26 protein-coding genes are annotated in these 23,395 nt (G+C 51.4%); 10 read left to right on the top strand and 16 right to left on the bottom strand.

The genetic code is table 11. The features are described from left to right. Positions 1–160: 160 nt before the first annotated feature. From WC598_RS11290 to WC598_RS11280, 3 genes are all read left to right on the top strand, one after another. Positions 161–916, top strand: a complete 756-nt coding sequence (locus WC598_RS11290) for a class I SAM-dependent methyltransferase (protein ID WP_372961605.1) — start codon at positions 161–163, stop codon at positions 914–916. Positions 917–1,262: 346 nt separating this feature from the next. After that, entirely contained in the window at positions 1,263–2,450 is a 1,188-nt protein-coding gene (locus tag WC598_RS11285) for a PH domain-containing protein (protein WP_372961604.1), read from the top strand. 454 nt (positions 2,451–2,904) lie between these two features. Continuing rightward, positions 2,905–3,216, top strand: a complete 312-nt coding sequence (locus WC598_RS11280; protein WP_372961603.1) for a hypothetical protein — start codon at positions 2,905–2,907, stop codon at positions 3,214–3,216. Positions 3,217–3,293: 77 nt separating this feature from the next. On the opposite strand, the gene WC598_RS11275 is transcribed toward WC598_RS11280, so the two are convergent. The 9 genes from WC598_RS11275 to WC598_RS11235 form a co-directional block, all read right to left on the bottom strand. Further along, complete coding sequence (locus WC598_RS11275) at positions 3,294–4,184, bottom strand: hypothetical protein (RefSeq protein WP_372961602.1); 891 nt, start codon at positions 4,182–4,184, stop codon at positions 3,294–3,296. 169 nt (positions 4,185–4,353) lie between these two features. Further along, the gene (locus WC598_RS11270; protein ID WP_372961601.1) at positions 4,354–4,719 is read right to left on the bottom strand and encodes a hypothetical protein; all 366 of its coding nucleotides are present in this window, start codon (positions 4,717–4,719) and stop codon (positions 4,354–4,356) included. Positions 4,720–4,763: 44 nt separating this feature from the next. Then, positions 4,764–4,892, bottom strand: coding sequence for a hypothetical protein (locus WC598_RS11265; protein ID WP_372961600.1), 129 nt, complete (start codon positions 4,890–4,892; stop codon positions 4,764–4,766). A 578-nt stretch (positions 4,893–5,470) separates the two neighbouring features. Next, positions 5,471–5,767, bottom strand: a complete 297-nt coding sequence (locus tag WC598_RS11260) for a hypothetical protein (RefSeq protein WP_372961599.1) — start codon at positions 5,765–5,767, stop codon at positions 5,471–5,473. A gap of 129 nt (positions 5,768–5,896) precedes the next feature. Beyond that, a complete protein-coding gene (locus tag WC598_RS11255) occupies positions 5,897–7,672 on the bottom strand; it encodes a chitinase (RefSeq protein WP_372961598.1) in 1,776 nt (591 codons plus the stop codon). Positions 7,673–7,707: 35 nt separating this feature from the next. Next, positions 7,708–7,854, bottom strand: coding sequence for a hypothetical protein (locus WC598_RS11250; RefSeq protein ID WP_372961597.1), 147 nt, complete (start codon positions 7,852–7,854; stop codon positions 7,708–7,710). A gap of 396 nt (positions 7,855–8,250) precedes the next feature. Beyond that, a complete protein-coding gene (locus tag WC598_RS11245; RefSeq protein WP_372961596.1) occupies positions 8,251–8,865 on the bottom strand; it encodes a TMEM175 family protein in 615 nt (204 codons plus the stop codon). A 571-nt stretch (positions 8,866–9,436) separates the two neighbouring features. Continuing rightward, on the bottom strand, positions 9,437–9,910 hold the full coding sequence (locus tag WC598_RS11240; RefSeq protein ID WP_372961595.1) for an OsmC family protein: 474 nt from the start codon (positions 9,908–9,910) through the stop codon (positions 9,437–9,439). Positions 9,911–10,155: 245 nt separating this feature from the next. Further along, complete coding sequence (locus tag WC598_RS11235; protein WP_372961594.1) at positions 10,156–10,809, bottom strand: hypothetical protein; 654 nt, start codon at positions 10,807–10,809, stop codon at positions 10,156–10,158. Positions 10,810–11,043: 234 nt separating this feature from the next. On the opposite strand from WC598_RS11235, the gene WC598_RS11230 reads away from it, so the two are divergent. Both WC598_RS11230 and WC598_RS11225 read left to right on the top strand, forming a co-directional pair. Beyond that, the gene (locus tag WC598_RS11230) at positions 11,044–12,768 is read left to right on the top strand and encodes a PAS domain S-box protein (protein ID WP_372961593.1); all 1,725 of its coding nucleotides are present in this window, start codon (positions 11,044–11,046) and stop codon (positions 12,766–12,768) included. Between the two features lie 579 nt (positions 12,769–13,347). Beyond that, on the top strand, positions 13,348–13,620 hold the full coding sequence (locus WC598_RS11225) for a hypothetical protein (RefSeq protein ID WP_372961592.1): 273 nt from the start codon (positions 13,348–13,350) through the stop codon (positions 13,618–13,620). A 182-nt stretch (positions 13,621–13,802) separates the two neighbouring features. On the opposite strand, the gene WC598_RS11220 is transcribed toward WC598_RS11225, so the two are convergent. After that, the gene (locus tag WC598_RS11220) at positions 13,803–14,180 is read right to left on the bottom strand and encodes a hypothetical protein (RefSeq protein WP_372961591.1); all 378 of its coding nucleotides are present in this window, start codon (positions 14,178–14,180) and stop codon (positions 13,803–13,805) included. Positions 14,181–14,597: 417 nt separating this feature from the next. Between WC598_RS11220 and WC598_RS11215 the strand changes: the two genes are divergently transcribed. After that, the gene (locus WC598_RS11215) at positions 14,598–15,080 is read left to right on the top strand and encodes a GNAT family N-acetyltransferase (RefSeq protein ID WP_372961590.1); all 483 of its coding nucleotides are present in this window, start codon (positions 14,598–14,600) and stop codon (positions 15,078–15,080) included. Positions 15,081–15,533: 453 nt separating this feature from the next. Here the strand turns inward: WC598_RS11215 and WC598_RS11210 are convergent, their stop codons facing one another. From WC598_RS11210 to WC598_RS11195, 4 genes are all read right to left on the bottom strand, one after another. Further along, positions 15,534–15,878, bottom strand: coding sequence for a hypothetical protein (locus WC598_RS11210; protein ID WP_372961589.1), 345 nt, complete (start codon positions 15,876–15,878; stop codon positions 15,534–15,536). 324 nt (positions 15,879–16,202) lie between these two features. After that, the gene (locus WC598_RS11205; protein WP_372961588.1) at positions 16,203–16,766 is read right to left on the bottom strand and encodes a hypothetical protein; all 564 of its coding nucleotides are present in this window, start codon (positions 16,764–16,766) and stop codon (positions 16,203–16,205) included. Beyond that, positions 16,763–17,002, bottom strand: a complete 240-nt coding sequence (locus WC598_RS11200; protein ID WP_372961587.1) for a hypothetical protein — start codon at positions 17,000–17,002, stop codon at positions 16,763–16,765. The genes WC598_RS11205 and WC598_RS11200 overlap by 4 nt, the downstream gene beginning before the upstream one ends. Beyond that, positions 16,995–17,756 carry a TIGR04255 family protein gene (locus WC598_RS11195; protein WP_372961586.1) on the bottom strand — a complete coding sequence of 254 codons (762 nt, stop codon included), beginning with the start codon at positions 17,754–17,756 and terminating at the stop codon, positions 16,995–16,997. The genes WC598_RS11200 and WC598_RS11195 overlap by 8 nt, the downstream gene beginning before the upstream one ends. 710 nt (positions 17,757–18,466) lie before the next feature. Here WC598_RS11195 and WC598_RS11190 point away from each other — a divergent pair. Then, positions 18,467–19,225: a DUF4013 domain-containing protein gene (locus WC598_RS11190; protein WP_372961585.1), complete on the top strand. Its 759-nt coding sequence runs from the start codon at positions 18,467–18,469 to the stop codon at positions 19,223–19,225. Between the two features lie 104 nt (positions 19,226–19,329). On the opposite strand, the gene WC598_RS11185 is transcribed toward WC598_RS11190, so the two are convergent. Continuing rightward, positions 19,330–20,511, bottom strand: a complete 1,182-nt coding sequence (locus WC598_RS11185; protein WP_372961584.1) for a bifunctional 5,6,7,8-tetrahydromethanopterin hydro-lyase/3-hexulose-6-phosphate synthase — start codon at positions 20,509–20,511, stop codon at positions 19,330–19,332. A gap of 161 nt (positions 20,512–20,672) precedes the next feature. Here WC598_RS11185 and WC598_RS11180 point away from each other — a divergent pair, with 161 nt between their 5' ends. The 3 genes from WC598_RS11180 (at position 20,673) to WC598_RS11170 (ending at position 22,193) form a co-directional block, all read left to right on the top strand. Beyond that, positions 20,673–21,305, top strand: coding sequence for a hypothetical protein (locus WC598_RS11180; protein ID WP_372961583.1), 633 nt, complete (start codon positions 20,673–20,675; stop codon positions 21,303–21,305). Between the two features lie 150 nt (positions 21,306–21,455). Further along, on the top strand, positions 21,456–21,806 hold the full coding sequence (locus WC598_RS11175) for a carboxymuconolactone decarboxylase family protein (protein WP_372961582.1): 351 nt from the start codon (positions 21,456–21,458) through the stop codon (positions 21,804–21,806). Positions 21,807–21,878: 72 nt separating this feature from the next. Then, positions 21,879–22,193, top strand: coding sequence for a Rieske (2Fe-2S) protein (locus WC598_RS11170; protein ID WP_372961581.1), 315 nt, complete (start codon positions 21,879–21,881; stop codon positions 22,191–22,193). 93 nt (positions 22,194–22,286) lie between these two features. Here the strand turns inward: WC598_RS11170 and WC598_RS11165 are convergent, their stop codons facing one another. After that, complete coding sequence (locus tag WC598_RS11165) at positions 22,287–23,078, bottom strand: PhzF family phenazine biosynthesis protein (protein ID WP_372961580.1); 792 nt, start codon at positions 23,076–23,078, stop codon at positions 22,287–22,289. Positions 23,079–23,395: the final 317 nt, after the last annotated feature.

The raw sequence follows: 23,395 nt of genomic DNA, 5'->3' as shown, positions 1-23,395 counted from the left end.
TAGTGCGGATAGTAACCCGGAATGTTCCCTAATGAGTGCAAAAACCTGGTGTTAGCTCTCTTTATAGAATCATACGGGAAGATCACAACGTAAAACATGACCGCTTATCCAGAACACCTGATAAACCATCAAAAAAAACTGTACATAATCTGGTACCAGTATGATTGACCACGAGATCAGGGATGCCATCCGGAAGAGCTGGAACCAATCGTCCGTAACGTATGACTCTTGTCCGGGGCACGGGATAGGGACCGAAGAAGAGAAATCTGCCTGGAAGCAGGAACTGCAGCGGAACCTGTCAGGATCGCGACAAGCGGTACTTGATGTCGGGTGCGGAACGGGTGCCATGGGCCTTTTGTTTGCCGAGATGGGGCATCGGGTTACAGCACTCGATCTTTCGGAAGGGATGATGGCACAAGCCCTTAAAAAAGGGAATGCACAAAACAATTCAATTGAACTTGTGGCGGGAGATGCCGGACACCTTCCCTTTCGTGATGGATCGTTTGACGTAGTAGTCAACCGGCACCTTCTCTGGACGCTTCCTCACCCGGAGACTGCCCTCTCTGAATGGCGCCGTGTTTTGAAAAACGGGGGCGTTGTGCTCATCATTGAGGGGGTCTGGACAGATCGGCGTTTTCCCGCCCGGGCGAAACGATGGTTGAGCAATGGTCTCGCCAAAATTTTTGGGCATACCCATGGCGGCCATTATGATAAAGAACTCCGGAGCCAGCTTCCCTATGACGGGGGAGTACCAAAGGAGGCAATGATATCCGGCTTAAGTCATGCGGGGTTTGTCAATATCTCCATCCGGGATTTAATGTACATTCGCGAGATCCAGAAATCGCAGATCCCCTGGTACCAGAGATTTGCACCGGCAAAAACGTATTACCTCCTCGCAGCGACAAAACATGACTGAACGGGGGTACTTACGGATACCACCACAAAATGCCCCGGTTGTGCATTCATTCTTACCATAATTCAGGTTAGTGCTGGCATGAAAGATCCCATTTCATTCCTTATCGCCGGTAAATGTTCAATGATCACCGCGCATTTCTCAAATCATCAATGACATGCCCTGCCGCTCTTGATCGGGTGCCGTTTCTCTCCCATTATGAGAAATTAACCCCCGGTTTTACCCGTTCAGTACCGGCAGTGATCCACCTGCCTGGTCACGCGTTGTGTCAGGAACCCCGGGCGGAAATACCGGGCAATCAAACAGATACGTATTTTTTATCAATTTCTCTATAAATTGGTAGAGAACCGTGAAACCTGATGAAATAATTCAATCGATACAACCGGATGCACCTGCCGGGCAACGGGATATTTCGGGCAAGGTTCTTCTGGAAACAAGCCCTGAGAAACTGAGTTTTACTTTCAAGTATATCCTGGCATTCACCCCGCTCGTCCTGGTTTTTGTCTGTATCTTTGCACGCTATGTCCTCGATATCATTATCCGGACTTTTTTTTCGGTTGCAACCGGCGCAATAGGTGGTGCAACGGCCTTTGGGGGTTCAGCGAATAATCTGCTGAACGTAAGCGGAGCCGGTTTGTCCTCCGGAACAATGAATGCACTCCTTCCCGGTTCAATGAACAGTATCGGTCCTGCAGTCTCCTATGGGACGAACATCAGCATCCTGATGATAGCTCCTGTCGGGATCTTCATTGTTTTTGCAGCGATCGGGTGGTCCCTGAGGATTGCCGAGATGTGGACCGGCGTTGCGCTGACGCTCGCCCTGAGCGTGATCGTCGGGATGCTGCTCGTGATATGTCCCGGGACCGGCGCTGTCCAGGACCAGTTCCTGTTGCTGCTGAACTGGATCGCGTTCCTTGTCCAGCCATTCAGTATCCTTGCAGCCATTATCTCCCTTGTCTGGCTCGAAAAATTCCGGAAGTCAATCCGGTATACGATCACGGACGTGGGGGTATCGGTTCGCGGGGGCATCTGGCAGAAACAGGAACACTTGATCCCGCACTCCCAGATAGGCAGGGTTGTGCTGGAGCAGAACTTCCTTGGCACCCGGTATCATTTCGGGACCGTTATTCCCGTCAGCAACACGCAGTGGGGTGAAGAGACCTCGTTCCGTGGCATCGGGGCATCGGGCCAGAAGGACAACCTGGGTGCGGGGATCATGTTTGCAAAAGGCCGGCAGGAGGCATCGCGAGCTCCCCTTGACTGCCTTTATGGCATACCTGACCCGGAGAAGGCACAACAGATCCTCACGGAATATATTTCAAGGCAGGCAGGACACGAAGCAGAGCAGGTATCGTACCTGAAAAAAATCTGCGAGAATGGCACACCACGAGTGATGACGGATGAATTACGGTGCGAAGTTCCGCCCTGCGAATCAGTACCGGATCTCATCAAAAAAATAGCCGAGTTGCGGGATGCAGGAATCATCTCTGAAGAGGAATTTGCTGCAAAGAAAACAGAACTGTTGAAGAGGATATGATCACCGGGTTGTTACCGTTTTTCACCCGGGTGAGGGTGAGATGGCCGAATGACCGTTATTAAGACCGGGGACTATCCGTTTTAATTTTTCAAAAATTATGAGTAAGAACAACGCTGGTGTTTACTCTCCCCCATGGTAATCCCCAGCCCAGCTCTCGTATCATTCCCCAAACCCCCATGGTTTCCGGTTGAAAAACCCGTTAGATCGAACTTTCGGCTTTTCAAGCGGAATGGAAAAGGCAGGCTTAAATAACCGGGTTCCTTAGACCGCATATAACCAGAATCAAAACCGGCGTGAATGAACGATAAAAAATTCCGGATAACTTCAGATTCTGCAACACGAGAACAGGTTTATTCACCATACCGGGATACTCCGGCGGGTCCGGATACCGGCTAAAATGCATTCATACATGGTGGCAGGCAGTCCCGAAAGCATACACGGGGGCGTACATGACATGACCTCAACACGAATCGAGACGGGAACTCCCGAGGGGGACGCACTGGGATTCTCCGAAGACCTCTTCTCCGGCTGGCTGGTGCTCGAAGAGAACCGGCTCTGCCTCCATTATATCATATCCCGGGTGAAAAACGAGGGCAATATCCAGCACCTCATCCGCCGGTGGCTGGACAACGGGTATAATGTACGCGTTGTGATGCCCCGGCCCATCATGCAGCACATCCTTGAAAAATTCCAGTTCGTTCCCTCATCCGAATTCTTCCCGCAGGAGTACGGGGACCGCGTGGAGGTCTGGAACTGCCCGGGATGATCCCTGCCGGCTGAGTCAACCCGGCAGTTCAGAATGCCACCGTGAATTTTTTTTTAGGAGGCGATTAGCCTGAATTCTCACATGGGGTTCACGGTGAGGCGGGCAATTGCATCATTGAACTCAAGGATATTATTGCCGGAATCGTGGAAGTAGAGCTCTGCATCGGGGACCATGTTGTACACGATCTCCAGCATGGCAGTCCCCTCATCGCCGCTGCTTTGATCTCTCATGACATGAACATTTACGGGCAGGTCGCCTGTTGCCTGCGAGTCGGCAAGATGATTCACGCCATCGGAGATGATCCCGATCTTCATGCCGGCACCGGTGTACCCGTACGTGGAGCGGACGCTCGCCGTTTTGTGGATGATATCCCCCTGGGTGGTGTTTATCCCTTTGTGCACGCGGGGCGGGCTCACCTGCCGGATATTCCGGACGCCGTCAAGTTCTGCAATACGCTCAAGATTTGCCACATCTGCCCATCCGACAACGAGGTGGTAATCTTCATTCCGGTTCTTCACATCCGCGACAAGGGAATCAACACAATGGGTGGAATACCCGGGCCGGGTGGTGATGTACACGTACACCAGTTTGCCGGAAGAGATCTTTCCCCCATCCCCTGCCGGGGCGGGAGGTACCGGGACGGTTTTTATCTGGAGTCCTGTCTCGGATCCCTGCGGGTTGCCAGAGGTCTCGTTTGTCTCCAGCAGGAGTGCGGTGGATATTTTTTCCTCGCCTTTTGTCAGGTCGCCATTATCGTCCACGGCCTTTGGCCGGACAACCGATGCACTGGTATTGTCCTGCACTTCCGGGGATTGTGTCGGAGCCGGTGAGATCGTAGAAGTCGTAATCCCGGGGAGCGGCGATTGCGTCGGAGTCACCGTGCTGACCGGCTCAAGACCCATGCAGGGAGAGATCAACAAGCAGCAGATGACAAATACTGCAATCAGGATTTTTATCTGCGGCTTCAAGAAAATCGTCCTCCGTGCAGATATTCACCGGACTCATCCGGGGGAGCGTGCGGGAGAACGGTATCCGTCAGATTGTTCATTGTCCTTTTCCCCCATCCGCAGAAACCTGATTCTTTTTCATCGCGGGCCAACCGGTTGCCGTTCAATACGAATGCCGGCACATACAAGGTTACCCACTCCGGGTTGAAGGGGGCGACACGGTTCTTATGGACCGGACGGATTCAAGCAAGGCAAGTTTTTCCAGATTGGTTGCATCAACCCATGCGACAACCAGGCTGTTTCCAGGATCGCTGTTGGTGATATTCCACACATACGGCGCGAGGAGCGCGGTGTTGGCAGTGCCGGCTGTCTGGACATAGACATACACGAGGGTCTCTTCCGTTCCGGCCACATGCGTTAACTGGTGTCTTTGTTCCATCTGCTGTTCGAGAGCCGCCCGGGTCATCCCTGCCGGTAAATCCTTAACGCCCATGAGCTGGAGAAGATCGGTTGAGATTTTTTTCTCTGCTGCAGTCAGGATGGTATTGGCTGGCACCGTGTTGTTTCCTGGCCCGCAATCCTGATCCGAAGGACAGGTTGTCACTGAAGAATTTTGTACTGGAGAAGATGCCGGGGGTTTTCCGGTAAAAAAAAGAAACCCGCGATAATAATTGCCACCAGGATTACCATGAGCAGCCCGGCGCTCACCTGCCAACCAGATGAAGTCATTGACCAGAATTTTCTTTTGCAATGGTTTAATCTTTTGATATGAAGGAACGGTCACCGCGGCATTTTTGATCTGCCTCGCGGTCAACTCCCTGTACCTGCACGGTGTCCGAAATTACAAGGCGTTATTCGTAAATATTCCCAAAAAATGGCTGCTCCCCTCCCAAATAATCCCCATCCCGCCCCGCTATCGTGCCCTGGTCCCAGAAACCCCCGGTTTTCCGGTTGAAAAGATCCTGCCGGGGAGTGCAAAAATGCATCCCGATCAAATTTCGCCCATAGCGGTCGCCGGTCAGGCCCGGAGGGTCCGGACAACCTGCAGTTTTTGCAGTTTTTGCGTATTTTCTAACGCCTCTAAATTGCACGGTTTTATTGCCTGAAATCGCCTTTGTTTGCCATAAATCGCGAAAACCGGGGATTTTTTGTCGGGCGTTGGCATCATTTCCACTGCCGAATTTTCCGGCCCGATCCCTTCTTTTGCCTCTCCGACGGAGAACCGGTCCCGGGGGAGATACCGTACGGAAAAAGGATCCCTGTTCTTGGGGAAAGAAGTGGAAGACCCCGGTCGTGGGAGATGCTCTTCACCGGGCGTGCGGGTTCACGTAACCGTCCGGCTTCATCCACCCGACCTCCCAGACTCCGGTGTCGAGGATGAAGAGCCGGCGGAAGGTCCGCTCGTGCTGGGTGCGGAGCCAGATCTCGCGGGGCATCCATGTCGGGAACGGGAGATTGCGGACCCGGGTGATCTCGTCCGGTATCAGCTCTTCAAAAAACGCGTCCGGGTCGATATGATACCGCAGGACCCGGACCTTCATGAGAAATGCAAATGACGGCTTGAAGAGATGCAGGTACAGGAACCGGTAATCGAAGGTCTTCATCCGGTGGAACATCTGGAAATAAAAAAGCCAGAATCTGCCCGCCCGCAGGCATCAGCGGGGATGCCTGCCCCTTTTGTTTACGGGGCCGGCAATCCCAACCGGCAAAAAAGAGAGATTATCTGAACAATACTACCCGCTTGATACCGGTTTCCAGACACTCGCAGTTCCGGGGATCTCGCCGGTTGTCCACCACTGTGCCTGGTACACCCGCCCATTACTTGTCACCTTGTCTCCCGCAGTGTATGCCGCGGTTGTCTCCCAGACCACCGGACCGGAACTTCCTGTTGTTACCCGTTTCCATACCGCCGATTTGCCGGGGATATCATTTTTCGTCCACCATTGTGCCGTATACGTTTCTCCCCCGTACGTAACCCGGTCGCCGCTGACATAGGTTGATTCTGCCTTCCATGCGGTTGCTTCACCAACCGGTGTCGTTGAAGGAGTGGGTGTGACAGTCACCGTTGCAGTGACTGTCGGTGTAACGGTCGTTGGGACGACGGTTACGGTTGGGGAAACGGTTGGGGAAGAAACCGGTTTCCAGACATTTGCAGTTCCAGGAATCTCACCGGTTGTCCACCACTGTGCCTGGTACACCCGCCCGTTGCTCGTCACCTTGTCGCCCGCAGTGTACACCGCGGTTGTCTCCCAGACCACCGGACCGGAACTTCCGGTTGTTGCCCGTTTCCATACCGACGATTTGCCGGGAATGTCATTTTTCGTCCACCACTGCGCCGTATATATTTCTCCCCCGTACGTAACCCGGTCGCCGCTGACATAGGTTGATTCTGCCTTCCATGCGGTTGCTTCACCAGCCGGTGTCGTTGAAGGAGTTGGTGTGGCAGTCACTGTCGTGGTGACCGTCGGGGTAACCGATGGAGAGACCGTGACCGTCGGGACTGGCGTAATAACCGTCCCCGATCCGGTCACCGTATTGAAAATGCCGGAGAATGCAAATGTTGTCTGGTCAAGGCCACTGGAGGTGGCCGATGCCCAGGATGAGCCGGCACCGGATCCATTGTCCCGTCCAAGGGACCACATCGAGAGGAGCCCGATACCGTGCTCCTTTGCATAGGTCACAACTTTTTTGGCATCCTCAAGCGTGAATACCTCAGCCTGGACATCGTTTCGGCCGATCATGGGTGTAATGCCGATCATCCGGTAGATCTGCGAGGCATTCTTTTCAGGGTACAGTACCTGAAGTTGTGTCTTGAGACTTTCTGCAGCTTCGATGGCATAATCCCCCATCTTTCCCTCTGGGTTGGGTGCGTAATACGATCCAAAATCCATGGTCATGATATTGACGACATCAACCCTCACGCCGTTTTTTACCGCATTCTTAAGAAGAGACAGGCCATCCGCAGAAAGACCGTCGGGCTCGACCGGGAGGGTGTAACTGACCCTGAGGCCGGGGTTTGCTGCTTCGAGCCGGGCGATAACCCGGTTCCTGCGGTCAACTGATCCGGCATCCGAGATCGCTGCGCCTTCGATATCGAAATCAATCCACGTAGCATTATACGAATCGATAACGGACTGGTACCGTGCCTGGAGGGTGTCCGCGTCAGTAACAACGCTGGCCAGCTCTGATCCGGATGCACCGCCAAACGAGATGATGACATCCCCGCCCGTGGCTCTGACCTTTGTTACTTCATCCAGGTAGTGGTGGTCACCGAGCGGGATCACCCCTGCCCACGTGGGCGCTCCGGAACTGCCGCTCGTGATGAACGCCAGGGTGTAATACCTTATACCGGTAGAACCGGATATTGTAGAAAGTGCCTGGTCCGGATAAAGCCCGGTATCAACAAAGGGTGAGAATACCTGATCCTGCCAAGCAGTGACCGGTGTCGCAATGCAGGCGATTAGAATGATTCCTGCAAGGATGAACAGCAAATGGTTGTTGGTTGTCATGTGCATTCCACCTTACACAAGCGCTCCTATCCCTGTCAGATAACGGAGACCCGGACATCCCGTTCGCGGACAATGGCCGAGAGACGGAAATAATCCCGGATAGCCCCACCGGCAGGATATAACCCGTAATCCCCGGGTCCTCGTATGATCCTGCAAACGGGAAACAGGCGCTCCTGTGCCATGTGTCTACAAACAACCGGGTTGTATTAATAAATGCCTGATAGGAGGGGTTATCCCATAGAACCGGAAGTACCGGTGTCCGGTTCGGATCATGCCACCAAAAACCAGGAATAATCGGTATGTTTTTTGGGATACTCTTCAACAAATAATTTCTATAAAAGGTCAGGGGTTCCGGCTCTTCTCCTAAAAATTATACCCTGATACCGTTCCAGGTTTTCGTTGAATTGTTAATGGTCGTGTCCGCTACTGAGGTGTAAACTCATGTGCCGGTGAATGATTTGTCATCCGCGGAGCGTACAAATCCGAATTGCCCGGTATATTTGCCATCCTTGTCGCTGTCGGACCAGCTGCCGGTAAGCCTGCCCCCCTGCCCCCCGGTGTGATGTTCGCCAGCCCCACTATGCTGAAGCTTCCCCCGGCCCCTTCCTGAAAAACACCCCAAGCACAGCGAACGGCAGCAGGTAGAGGAGATCGATATACTCCACTCCCGCACAGACCAGGATGATCCCGAAGATAGCCACGCCCAGCGGGACGAGAAACTTTTTTGCAAGGAAGGAGGCCTCTGCCTCGTTCAGCTCCGGTTCGAGAAGTTCCGGGTGGGCCCTTGCATGATGCCACTGCCAGGTCAGGAGGATGGCGAGGATGAGGTAGTTGACCTGGAACAGGATGTTGGACGCAGGTACCGTCACGCTCTGGTTGGCAAAGCTGTTGGTGAACGGCACGAAGACAACGATCATCAGCGAGAAGAGATGCAGGTACAGGAACCGGTAATCGAAGGTCTTCATCCGGTGGAACATCTGGAAATAAAAGAGCCAGAACATCCCGAGGATCAGAAACGCACCGACAAAATCGGCAACGGACAGGAAGGTCGAGATGAGGTACTGTGCAAAGGACAGGTCGTCGGTGATCGCCCCGGCAACGGGAGCCTGGATGTTCCTGACCATAAGGGTCATCGTAAAGGCGTAGATGCCGTTCGTGAGGCGTTCGAGGTTGACCTTGTTGATTGGATCCATACCGGGCTCTTCCTGTACTGGTGGATTGGAGGTCGGGGGTATTGTTCTTTGCGAAAAAAAGCCGGTGCATTCCCCCAACGGAAGATCGTTGTTACGTTTTTCCGGAACTGCCCGTGATGCAGTTCGGGCAGGTCACGATTATCTTGTTCCCGGCCGTCCCTGCCTTCAGATCACTTTGATCGGGGGGTAAATCCCTTCTTTCTCCCCGATTCGCCGTTGACCCCACTGCGGGACAGGGGACTTTTTTCCGGAATCGCCTTCGCCGCAACCGTACCATACCGGAGAGGACAATTACCAACCCGGGATAATTCCCTCTGTACCATGAGACACTGCGCAAATGATCCCCCCTCGGAGTGGATGTATTGATCGCAGTGATTTCCTTCACAGAACTCCTCAAGCATAACCTCACATGAGACGAGCGAGGGCTTAAACTGATGCCAAGAGAAAAACGGCAGTCTGCTTTATCCGGGACATTTTTGCTGCGTGAGGGCCGACGGGCACAATTGCGGGGATGCAATTTCCCCGCGGGGGAGAATTCCAGGAACCTCAACGATAGTATCCTGCGTTGGTATTATCCGGATGAGGTCCGGAGAATATGGTGTTCGGCGGTCACTTCCCCGACCTCGGCAAACATGGCAGCGATAGGGCAGAGACGGGATAAGGTCTGTCCGATGATTGCCGAGACCATAGCATCGTCAGCACCGGCCCGGAGCGTGATTACGAGGTGGACTTTATCGAAAAATGCGGGCATGGTCTTTACCCGGGTTGCATGGATCCCGATGGTTAAGTCATCCGGAACAATGCCCTTATCGGAGAGGGCGAGAAGGATCTTCACACCGACACAACCCCCGAGCGAGCCGATGAGGTACTGGATAGGGTTGGGTGTCTTCCCGTCCCCGCCCATACCAACCGGGGCTTCCATCGGGAACGCGACCTCTCCAGATGGGGTGCGTGCGGTAAACCGCATCCCGCCGTTGTATGAAATGGTCATGTCAACCGGTTTGAATTCCATCCGCGATGTATTCCAGGGGATCTCCGTACTCATGGAGTACCGGTTATCCCGGTTGCATATCAAGGAATGTGGGCAGGGTTGACGGGGAATTGGAGAGTTGTTGTTACATATATGATAATCCGGAACTCTTTCCCTCACAAAAACCGGACAAACGATCGGAACGGACGATTTGAAAAAATAACCGGCCGGTTCTCGCATCACTCGTTGGTACATTTCAGGGAAATCCTTTCACACCTGCTTGTGGTCATCGGACTGCTGAGTAGTTACGAAAAAAAATGTTATGTGATCTTCGATGCTGCCATGGCTGCTGCCTGCTTCATTGTCTCGTACTCTGCTGCAGTCCCGTTCCCCCAGATCTCCTCGAACACGTCATACCGGGAAAAGGCGATGAGGTACATTGTCTCGGGATCATTTTTATCAAGCTTGATAATTGCCCTGCTGGAATCCCCGATACCCGGCGGGGGGAGTTCCGTAATAGAATAATTCATGCGATCTGCGTCGGGAATTCTTGCGAGATCAAGGTAATTACCCTCTACCAGGTAGTCTACCATCTTTGATGCATTTTCCCTTGGATATACGGAAATAAACTGCCCGATCTGCAGATCCGGGTGGCCCGGGTCATTTCTCTTAAAGGCAGCAGAGTATCCCTTCTTCCACCCCTGGTTGAGCTGCCAGGCCCGTGTCATGGATTCGTTCCGTTCGCTTTTCTTAATGAGCGTGAAATTCCCCGTAATCTCGGACGGCTCCAGTGCCATCTGTGCGGGTTCGATAGTCGAGAGGGTTTTTCCCGGTACCTGCGATGCCGGAGGTGCCGGTGTTGCGGAGGGTGCGGGTGTTGCAGGCGGTGCCTGCGATGTGCACCCTGCAAGGGCAACCAGGAGAAGGAGGACAAATGCAAGGAGGACTACCCTTGGGGAGACTTGGCGTTTCATGGTTTTACATGAGTGGTCCTGAAAATTAATGTGCAGGTTTTGTTACGCGGGAGTCGGGCTGGGGCAAATGGTATTGGGTGATACAAACGATGGGAGGCCTTACACGTAAAACCGTCTCGCCCGTCTTTTGCGCTGCGGATTGACGCACGAAATTCTCATTCGGGATCTGGTCCGTTTCATTTAAGTACCATCAGTGTTGCATAACGATATATTCAGGAAAGCCCGGAGCACCAGATGCCAGATACGATCAGCGTCCTCTATGTTGATGATGAACCCGACCTTCTCGAACTGTGCAGGCTCTTTCTTGAAGGAGAGGGGAATTTCACGGTGGCAACCTCGACATCTGCAGAGAAATCGCTCAAATCCCCCTCGCTCCGGTCATACGATGTCATCATCTCCGACTACCAGATGCCCGGAATGAACGGGATTGCCTTTTTAAAAGAAGTCCGGCACCAGTTTGGCGATCTTCCCTTTATCCTCTTTACCGGCCGGGGGCGAGAGGAGATCGTGATCGAGGCCATCAACAATGGTGCGGACTTCTATATCCAGAAAGGCGGCGACCCGAAAGCCCAGTTCGCCGAGCTGGCACACAAAGTGCGGCAGGCGCTTGCACGCAGGATGAGCGAGAGGGAGATTATCAGCATCTTCCAGGCGGTCCCGGTCGGGATCGCGGTTGTTGCAAACCGGGTCCTGGTCCGGGTCAACAACCGGCTTTGTACGCTGACCGGCTATCCACGCGAGGAACTGGAAGGCCGGAATACCCGGTTTTTGTACCTGACCGATGAGGACTATGCTGCTGTCGGGAGGATGCGGGAACAGGCATACCAGGAAGGCATCCCGGATGATGTCACCGTCCCCTGGAAGCGGAAGGACGGTACAGTCATTGACGTCCTTGTCACGGCTGCTACGGTGGACCGGTCCAATCCCATTGCATCCATGACGTACAGTGCTCTCGACATAACCAGAGCAAAACGGGATCGTGACAAACTCCTTGCTGCATACGAACAGCTCACCGCAACGGAAGAAGAACTCCGCGCCCAGTATGAAGAGCTGGCAGTCAGCGAGCGGGAACTCCGGGAGAGCCAGGATATGCTCCAGTCATTCATGGATTCGGCAACCGATGCGTTCACGATCTGGGATGCGGATCTCAAGCTTGTCAATCTCAACAGGACTGCCCTCTCCTATCTTCCTCCGGGGACAAAAAAAGAAGATGTGCTTGGCAGGAGCTACAGAGAGTTGCTTCCCGCCGCCCATGCAAGGGGAGAGAGTGACCGGTTCCGCCAGGTAATCGACACAGGGATCCCGTTTTCCGGCATCCATATGATCCAGGAACCAGAAATGGGCCTTACCTGGCTGAACGTCAGGGCCTTCCGGGTAGGCACCGGCCTTGGGATCTGCACGAATGATATCACCCAGATAAAAAATGCTGAAGAGGAACTCACGGCTGCGTATCAACAGCTCAAGGCATCGGATGAGAAACTCCGGGAACAGTACGAGGATATAGCCCGAAGCGAAGAGCGGTTAAAAAAGAGCGAGGCGGAGATCTTCGGCATCCTTCGCGCAGCCCCCGTTGGCATCGGCCTGGTATCTGCGGACCGCACTTTTCTGCGGGTCAATGACCAGTTCTGCAGGATTATGGGGTATTCCCGTGAAGAACTGATCGGGCGCAACGCACGGTTCCTGTACCCGGATGAGAATGAATATATCCGTGCAGCAAAATTCTACACCCTTGGGAAGAGTCAGGATCTCGTTGACACCATGGAAACACGGTTTTTAAGAAAAGACGGGGCGATACGGGATATCCGGCTCTTCGGGACCATGATCGATCCGTCCAATCCGGCTGCAGGCAATATCTTTATCGCGCTGGATATCACGGAAGAGCAGAAAAAGATTGTGAGAGAGTCACAGGAAAATTCAGGGAGTACGCGGGAGCAAAATAACCCGGGTATCAATAGTTAAAAAACGTATCCCTCCAGCCGGATGGCATCCGGTGCCCCATCCGTGCAGCCCCATGGTAGAATCCCCGGTTTTCCGGGCAGAAATAGTTCCGGAAATCCCCGTCCGGGAACCCCATTAAAATTCCGCATGCCACGGCCGTCCGGCAGGCTCCGGGTCGCTTCCCGGAGGACAGGCGGTCCGGTTTTTGCGCAATTTCTCTGCCCGCTAAATTGCACGGTTTTTTCCTCTTTAAAATCGTTATTTTAGAAAAATACAGGTATTAATCAGAAATTTTTCAATCGGTTGGCACCATTTCCACTGCCGAATTTTTCCGGATTCCGGGCCTGAAAACTCTCCGTCGGAGAAACAACCAGGGAGACTTACCGTCCGGGCCGGGGACTTCATTTTCAAAGGAGGGGTACTTCCGGTCGGGCGGGGCATCCATTTCGGGAACGGGAGCATGCGGATTTTTCGGATACTATCCGGCAGGAGAGCTTTGTCTGGTATCACGACGGGGAAATTTTTTCCCCGTTTTTCCAGATAATCAGTGTTTATATAATTCCCCACCCAAGTTTTAGAATACTTTTGATGGGTTAACTCATGTCAGGAACTCCCGCTGAAAAATCACCGCTTGCCCGGCTCGTCCTTTTCATGGTCTGTTTATCGATAGCCGGCAGCCTCGTTGCCGGTGTGCACTGGTTTGCTATTGACCTTCCGGCACAGCAGGCCCGGGCCCTCCACCCTCCGGGGAATGGGAATACCGAGCTTTTCGCAGCATGCAATATCTGCATGCAGAACTGCGAATTCGATTCCGACCGTTACGGCTGCGAAATGACGTGCAAACTGCTGGCCTGCGGGAGCCCGGATCCGTAAGAAGGTCTAAAGAAATTTTTCATTGGGTCGGAAACATCATCCCCGCCCGGCGGTCACGTGCTGTTCATCACCTGCCGGGCAATTGCCCGCAACATTGTTGCGGGCGTGCACTGTTCCGCCATCGGCCTGCTGCAGTAGAAGAACCTGCAGGTACCAGCGAAAAGCCCGGCGCGGGGGGTTTCTCACGGGGCATACTTGTTATAATACCCGTCCGGCCCCCACCACCCGATCTCGGCAACACCGAAATCATGCACCTTGAGCCGGCGCCAGGTCCGCTCGTGCTGGGTGCGGAGCCAGAGCTCGCGGGGCATCCAGGCAGGAAACGGGAGATTGCGGATCTCGTAAAGAACCTCCGGCAGGAGCTCGTCGTATGTCATATCCGGATCGATCTGGTACCGGGTCTGCCGGACCCTGACGAGAAATGCATTTCCCGGTTTGAAGGCCAGAAAGTCATAGCCGATCTCCGGGTTCTCGGAATTCTCCTGCCAGCAGTAGCCCATCTTCTCTGCGAATTTTTTGGCTTCTTTGATTGCTGCGAGGGGTTTTGCGCCGCGTGTCATTATTCTCTTTCTGAAATCTGGAGGTTATGGGGTTTATGGTTCAAAAGCTTACACATGGGAGACACCAGGCGTTACGCGGGAAACCATGTTGCCCGGGGTTTGTGCTGCGGATCACCGGAAATTAATTCCACCATACTGAATTTGCGAAATGAAAATTCCAGAAAGAGAACGGGATGAACAGCATCCTGGAGAAATCCACGCTTGCGAAGATGGGTGAATGATTTGGATTTTAAAAAACAAATCATAGGAAACCGGATAAAGCGCTGTAATCCTAATTGTATAAAAAAAGGGAATGGATATACAACAACTGGGCGAATTATTTATTTGGAATTCCTGAAGATTTGATGTCCAATTATCCGGTCTTGCCTGTCGAGGTCACAGCATAAAAACAAAATGGTAGAATTCTGGTGTATTACGATGAGCGAAATATCAGTGGTCCCGATGAATGCTGAAAATTTTGATGCAGCGAAAAAAATGATGGAGATATCATTTGCCACTACAATGGAGGATCTTCCGAAGAATAGTGACGCGAATAATCATGACTGCGATCTTCCTTCTATCGATGGCATACTTGAAAGACCGGAAGAAACCCCCCTCCTTTTTTATCAGGAGGGGAAGATGGTGGGAGGTGCGGTTCTCATTGTGAATGCGGATAATAATAATATTTTGACCCTATTATTCGTGGATCCAGCCTGCTTTGACAAAGGGATCGGTTATCAGGCATGGTTGGAAATTGAAAAGAGGTACCCCCAGACAAAGACATGGACTACAGAAACACCAACGTTTTTGAAGAAAAATGTAACTTTCTATGTGAATAAGTGTGGTTTTCATATTATCAGCGTAAAGGATCCAAAAAATGATGAATCAATGTTTTTGTTTCAGAAAATCATGAAGCAATGAATGAAAGTAACCTGTGGATGAAGCGACAGGTTCAGTGAAAATTATCCTGTATGCAGAGTGAATAAAAAAGATTTGAGAAACGCAGGGGATCCTCCAATAATGGTTCTTCTTTTGATCTGTCCGAAGCCCGGATTGATGGTTTCCTCAGTATTTTTTCACAATATCGTGCATTTAATGCCAGAGAGGTATGCGCCGGCCACAATTTCATTTGTAAGTAATATTTTGGAAACGTGCATCAAACCACCGGTGCTCAAGTGCGGCTATGTGATTTTGACAGGATCCTTTTTGTAATTTTCACCGTTAACGATGTGTTATTAAAAAAAGGGTAAAGACTATTCAAGTTCGTCATCGAGATCCCGTATACCGCCAATCCCGCCACATGTTCGCAGGTGCGTGGAGTGCAGCCTGACGCTATTCAAAAAGAGATGATCTCTCCCGGGCAGGAAAAATCCGTCACACGGTCCGGAACCGGACCGGCGACTGGGCGATGGTCTTCTCCCCCCGCCGGTCGATCTCGATGACCGAAACGGTCGCCTCTCCCCCGTACGGGATTGCGACCGGCAGGTCTCCGGCCTGCAGTACGAAGAATCCCTTTTTGTTGAACTCGGCAGGGACGGGGAACCGGTAATTCCCCGGATCGTCCTTGATCGCTATCCCGATGCAGTAGTTCGGACCCGCCCGCGGGATCAGCCCCTGGCCATCGACCCGCAGGGATTCCCCGGCATTCTCCGGTGCCGTGCCGGTCTTTTTTAAGTATTGTGCAATGATCCGCAGCCCGTCCGGTCCCAAACTGGTCATGCTGATTTGTGGGGCGGCGAGGGAGATGAAATGTGAGGGTGGAGAGGGGGGATTCGGATAAGTACGGATGAAAGAAAACGGTGGAGATGGAATTGCGTGGCGGGGGTTGGTTCAAGATTGGAAGAAAGCTGTTAAAAAAATATATGAAAGGTCCATGGTAGATACATTGTTTCTTTCGGAGAACTTCTGATATATTGGGCTGATTTGGCAAAAGTAAAAAAACTAGACAAGAACCATTGATACCCAAAAAGTCTCTGAAAAAGGAGGCCTATCAATAAAAAAAGTTTTCAGTCTTTTTATAAAGAGAATTAACAATCATGACGATTATTCTAAATCAGGCAAACCAATACGTGATAAGAAACTTGAAAAACGCTGTGACACGTCTTCTCTAAATAAAGGTTTTAGTTTGAAAACACGATTCGCGTTTTTGATAGATTCCAAATATCGAATATTTATTGAGAAATACTGCTTAAAATCAATAATTGAGGGGGGTAGGGCACTATCGTCACCAAAATCTAAAAAGTGATATCGTGGGTTTTTATTTGATTTGATAATTTGAAAATCTCTCTTTAAACCCAAGGTAAAATTTTGCATTGTATAACCCAAGTCACTTAAGTGTTCACCAGAATAAACAAATTCCGCATTATAAATGGGGACCACAAGAACTGAAATTAAGTATTTGTCTTGACCCTTTGGTGGATTTTGTGTTCTAAATTTAAAATCTTGGGCTAAGTCACAATCTTGTGTTAAAATATAAACATAGGGAAATGTAATTTTTGAGATACTGATTATCCCATCTTTTTCCAGATAATGCTCAAGGTACTCTATATCGCGAAAGATATCACCTTGAGATACCCTTTCAATTGGTTCACAAAAAATTGTATTCATATAATTTTTGCCTTAATTGTGGTCCTTTTTGGTTTTGATTTCCCATAAGGAGCACTAATCTGTTTATATCCAGTTTTGGATGTATTGCTCATTTCAGTTTTTTCAATGAGGTCTGACGAACCTATTGTTTTTTCAGTAAAATTCTGGTCTGCTGCAACTATTTTGCTTGGCAATCGTGATTCATCACTTTCTGTAATTTCGGGTTGAGGATAAAGGAGGTCTTTGCATTCACTCACGCATTTTCCTCCGTAATGCTTCAGTTATGGAATTTTCAAACATTCTCACAATGGGTTTTCTACATCTCTCTAATTTTTTCTCTAATTCGCTGAAATTTTCAATTAATTCATTATGAGCAGCATCAAAATCTAAGATAAATTCTTTTTTGTGAATTATCGCTGGAAAATCGGAGTTAAATATTCCATATTGAAATGTAACTCTTACATCATCCTCATTAAAAATTAAGGTCTGGAATGCACGAGATATTAAATTTTTATTTTCAATAATACCGAAAATACATAATAATTTTTTATCGATATATTTATCCCAAACCGTGGGATTCCTTTCTTTAATAAAAATTTTATTAATATATCTTAAACCGAGTCGTTTTATCCCAAGTGAGGGAGAGCGCGTAAATAATGTTTTACTAATATTAAGGAAATCGGTTCGCAATTCCTCAAATGACTGATAATTGTGATATGATACACTAAAAAATTTGACAGAAATATGGACTTCCTTCTCCCTATTTTTTCCAAAATAAACCCAATCTTGATACTTTTCCTTGTCAATATTATCAACACTTTGTTGTTCTTTTGAGATTTTGAATTCAAATCCACCTTCAAATATTTCTTTAGGTTCTAAAATTGGAAACGATTTCAAGATTGTTTGATTTAACTCTTCGGGGATGTTATCTCGTAAATCTTCTAATGGGGACGCAAAATCGATTCGGACAATAACATTATCTAGATAATTTTTGGGATATTTATTTTCCATATTGTCTCCCTTTCAGATCTTTTATTCCATTCTTGAACCAATTAATCTATCTAATTTTAATTAATGGTATAAGAAAATGGCTTTATCATTTAGACCTAAAAAAATTAAAAATAGGCATTATAATTAATCAAAGTAAGTCAAGATCTGAACTTTCCGGTTTCTTTTTAACACCCATGTGATTTACGATATCTGATGAGTATCTGGCAGGATTGCTTGGGGATTGATCCAATAGAAATCGGAATCAAATTGATTTTCTAGCGTTAATTTACAAAAGAAAAAAAAATATTGAACTTTTCAATTAAACCTATGGCGAGATTCGAACTCGTTATTTTTTGGCAACACAGAATTTTAACAAAATAAAAAATACAATATAACATATTAAAATCCGTTACCATTCTGAACGGGTAGATCTCGTCCCGGTCCAGTTTCCCGATGAACTCCTCAGCCGCATGGCCAACATCCTTTGAGGCATTGATCACACGGCCAATCAAATGAATATCATCGCCGGACTTCAGCACTTCCTTCGCAACATCCACACAGCTACAACCAGACACGCATTTCAAAAGATATATAGTGACAACACAACAATGTTGACTCAACCTCTGGCAACGGTGCCGGTGCGTGAACGGCCGGGATGATGCATTTACCGGAGTACCCGTGTCATCAGCGGCGAGCAGAAGAACCGGGGATATACAAAAACGGAGATTACCATGGACTACGGAGCAATGATAGATGAAGCGCTGGGATATTCCAAAGCCGGCGTTTTCAACAGGATGGACCGGTGGCTGAAACTGATCCTCGCAGCGATCCTTATCGGGATCCCGCTCAACGGCTGGATCCTGCGCATCTACCGCGGCGAGAATCCTGCACCGGAAGTGGATCGCTGGGGAACACTCTTTGTGGATGGCTTCAGGCTTTTTGTTATCGGCGTGATCTACTCGCTCCCGCTCATCATCCTCTCGCTCGTTCCCTACCTGATCTTCCCCGGCGGCATGGCCGGCGGGCACCCTCCGACAGGTACCGTTGCACAGTACAGCAATGCGGACTTGGGAACATCGATTGCGTTGTTATTTCTCCTGCTCGCGATCCAGTTGATCTACGACATCATCCTTGCCATCTTCATGCCGGTTGCCGCGATCCGCTTTGCCCGGACTGGTGTCTTTTCCGAAGCGTTCAACTTTGGAGCCATTATCGGGACCATCCGGAAGATCGGGTGGCTCAACTACATCCTTGCGATCATCCTCATCGCCATAATTATCGGCATTCCTGTCGGCATCCTTGCCGCGATCATTCTCTTTGGCGGGTTTATGCTGGGCCACTACTTTATCGCTCTCGGTGTCCTGATAATCGTGATCCTCATCATCGCACCGCCGCTCGTCACATTCCAGGCCCGGTACATGACCCGGGTGTACGATCAGAGCGAACCGGCCGGGACATCCGGGGAAAACCCGGCTGCCACGCTCCCGTAACTTTTTTTATTGGTTATCTTTTGTTCCACATGGTTCATTTTTGAACCGATTGAAAAATGGTTGTTGTGGAACCGGGAAATTGTTAAAACAAAAAAATATTGGATTTAGAAATCCGTCATCACGCGGAACTGGTCGATCTCGTCCCGGTTGAGCTGGTCGAGGAACTCGTCGGCAGCGTGGCCGATGTCTTTGCTCGCAGTAATCGCACGTCCGACAACGAGGATGTCGGCGCCTGCCTTGAGTGCGTCCTTCACGACATCAACACGGATGCCGCCAGCGGTTGCAACGAGCAGTTTCCCGCCGGCTGCTTTCTTGATCGCGGGGATGTCGCCCCATGCATGGGCACTCTCCTCAACATCGATTGCACGGTGGAGTTCTACAATGTCCGGCTTGACCTTGAGGCTTGCAACGAGTTTTGCCGGGTTCTGCACGTTCAGCATATCGATGATCGAGTAGATGCCGACCTTGCGGGCTTCCGAGCAGGCTTTCTCGATGGTTGAGACCGGGGCAAGGCCGGAGACAACGACCGCATCAGCGGTTGCATCGGCTGCCATGCGGGCTTCGAGGTTGCCGGTGTCGAGGATCTTCATATCCGCGATGATGAAGGCATTCGGGCGGAGCTTACGGATTTCGCCAATGACCGAGAGGCCGAACTTCTTGATGAGCGGGGTTCCGGCCTCGATGATCACGTGGTCGTTCTCCGGTACTTCCTTTAATACCTGGGCAACCTTGCCCATGTCCACGAGGTCCATGGCAACCTGGAGGTAGGGGGCATCCCAGAGCCGGGTGACCTTGAAGCCCATGATACCGTGGGCTGCACGGTCTTTCTCGTACACGAGCGTCTTCGTGTCCGGGAACTTGTCAAGGGCACGGTGGATGGCGAGCTTGGTTGCGCCGTAGTTGTACCGGTAGATCTTGTTGTAGTCCTTTGCATCCGGGTGGACGAAGGCCGACACCATGATAACAATGCTCTCGATGTCAACGCCCTTGAACGCATTCTCCTCGACACAGTCTGCAACTGCCTTTGCAACTGCGGCCTGCACGGGGCCGAACATCTCGTTGACCTGGGACATGTCCTTTAACGTGACCTTCGGGATAACGATCGTTGCCGGCTTTGTGAGCAGGTTCGGGCGGACAACCGCAAGAAGGGGGGTGTGCCCCATTGAAAGCTGCGAGACCGAGTTTGCAAATGCTGAACCGATGGGACCTTCCTTATCTCCCATCAGCAGATCGATATGCGCCAGTTCCGCGCCATCGCCAATAAGTGCTTCTCCTACTAAATACATGGAACTCTCCGTTTGATCTAGCTATTATGTGCCCGCCATCTATGATAAATTTACCAGCCGGCCGGAACCGGTGAGGCAATCCGGTCTTTCTGGGAATAACATTCCGGCACTCCGGGAAGAAAGAACAACCGTTTTTATTTATAACGGAGTACAAGTGATCCATGACAAAACAATCTTTTTCCTTCATGATACTGTTCATGACATTTTTGATCCTGCTCTCTGCCGGTATTGCCGGATGTACCTCCCAGGCCCCGTCCGCAGGGCCGGCCTCCACAATCACCCCGGCACCGGTTGCAAACACGGCAGTTGTTTCTCCCGCCAACCTGGTACTCCAGCCGCAGGAGATCCCGGGAAATTTCACACTCGTTGAGAAAGGGGAGAGACATGCATCCGACCTGAGCGACTGGGCACGCGATCACGGCTGGATGAGCGGGTATTATGTAGTGTACCGCAAGAATGACCCGGCTGCGCCTTCCGGAACGGTTATCCGGCAGAATATCTCGGTGTACGCAGAAAAGAACGCAACCCTCGCGGTTTCCGACACCATCGACGGGTTTGCCGACTGGATCGTCAAAGAGAACGCGATGAACCAGTCCGTTGAAAAGATCTCGATTCCCGCGATCGGGGATGCAACCGGCTCCCTGAAGTATATCAACAAGGGCGATAACTCCGGCGTGTACATGATCGCGTTTGCGAAGATGAACGTCTTTGAGGATATCCAGACAAACGGGACTGCCGCAGATTACGAGACTGCCAAACAGCTTGCAACCATTGCAGCGGCAAAAATCAGGTAACATTTTTTATTGTCTCTTTTTATCAGGCGATGCGTTTTCCCGGGAACATTTTGACTGCGTGGCCACCGGCCCCGGTCAGTGCCATGCAAGGATTTTTCACCCGCCCGGTAGCATGCAGCTACAAGAGCAGACCGGAGAGGAGCGCACAGCATGGAGAAGAGAAACGCATTTGATGTATTCCAGCAGGAATGTCCCGAGCTTGCCGAGCGGTTCAACAACCTTGTCGAAGTCCAGAGAACCTTGAACGGCCTGGACAACAAGACAAAGCAGCTCATCAACATCGCCATCCAGACGTCCATCCGGAATTCGGAAGGCGTCCGGCTGCATGCCATGATGGCCTCGATGGCGGGGGCGACAAAGGAGGAGATTGTGGGTGCCGTTGTCATGAACCTGCACCTGACCGGCCTTGTGACCGTGCTCGATGCCCTGCCCGCGGCGCTCGATGGTCTGGAAGCTGCTGCCCGCAAGCAGCAGACAACGAAGAACGGATCCAAGAAATGATCCGGACCGGTAAAATTCCTGCCAGACCGTAAGGGGTTTGCCAACAGGAAAACGGTGCGCAGAGGTTACATCATGAGCTCGTTACACAAAATGAAGTCAGGGTTGGTAAAAGATCTGCCAGTCGGGGATATGAACGTTGTAAAGGCCGGTGACCGGGAGATTCTGCTCATGCATCTGGATACCGGGATCTATGCACTGGACAACCACTGCATCCACGGCGGTTGCAGGCTTGTCAACGGCACACTTGAGAAAGAAAACCTGCACTGTCCGTGTCATAATTCAATATTCAGGGTAAAAACGGGCGATGTCGTGAGCGGACCCGCAACATCCCCCCAACCTGCTTATCCGGTGATCCTTGAGAATGGCGAGATTATTCTGATGTTGTAACCGGCACCGGGCTGTCCGGACCCGGGTGATCCGGTGCGATTTCACGCTGCTCATCTTTTTTTACTGTTCTCCATTCGCAGCAGGAGTGAAAAATCAGATGTGAAGTTTTCCTGACAGGATATGGACAGCATGCCCGGCAAGGAGGACCCGGTCGCCAAGCAGGGTGACGCGGACCGTCCCGCCCCGTGCCGAACACTGGAACCCGTCGAGCTCGATCTTTTTGAGTTTCTCCCCCCAGTACGGCCCTAGGCAGCAGTGGGCTGAACCGGTCACCGGGTCTTCCGGTACCCCGACGCCAGGTGCGAAGAACCGGGACACAAAATCGAAGTGCGGGAGATCGGATGCCGCTGTAACAATGATCCCCCGCGCCTGAATCGCCGAAAGGGCCGGCATATCGGGTTCGAGCGTACAGACATCTGCTGCTGACGGGAGCTCGGCCAGGATATCGAACCGGTTCCGCCCCACGTAGAGCGGGGCAACACCGAGTGCCGCTTCGAGCCCGGGGACTGCTGCCGCAGATGTAACCGGCTCGGCAGGGAAATTGAGGATGATCCAGTCCGTATCTTTGCTCGCGGTCAGGGTTCCCGACTTTGTCTCAAAGGAGATCGTGGATCCCGGTTCGGCATGACCGGTGGTCCAGAGGACGAATGCTGCGGCAAGCGTGGCGTGGCCGCAGAGTTCCATCTCATCTTCCGGGGTAAACCACCGCAGGCTCCAGGCATCCTTGACGGGAGAGAGGAACGCGGTCTCGGAATGTTTCATCTCACCGGCAACCTGCTGCATCCAGTCAGGCTCGGCCGGCCCGTCCAGGATACAGACCGCCGCAGTGTTCCCGCGGAACGGGGTACCGGTAAAGGCATCCACCAGATGCAGCTCAGGACTCATATGAGTAGGATGGCATTCCGGAGGCTTAAACCTGACCGGGCGCCGTGGCCCGGTGGCGGGATGTCAGGGAACCTTCAGATAAACGATCATATACCGGTTCTGTCCGGGGACACGGACGAACATAAGCGGGAACGAAAAACCATTTCGGGTCAGGGAGCTGAACCGTAAACTACCGTAGAGTGACAGAATAAGAAAACGTGGGGTTGGTGAGATTTGAACTCACGATCGACGGGTCTCTCCGACATGCATCAGTGCTCCAACGGGTCATCATATTGTATCAGCAGACCCATTGTTCATCATCTGCGAGCACGAGAACG

This window comes from Methanoregula sp. (assembly GCF_041645475.1).
Lineage (GTDB): Archaea > Halobacteriota > Methanomicrobia > Methanomicrobiales > Methanospirillaceae > Methanoregula.
This window is presented reverse-complemented; position numbering and strand designations above follow the sequence as displayed.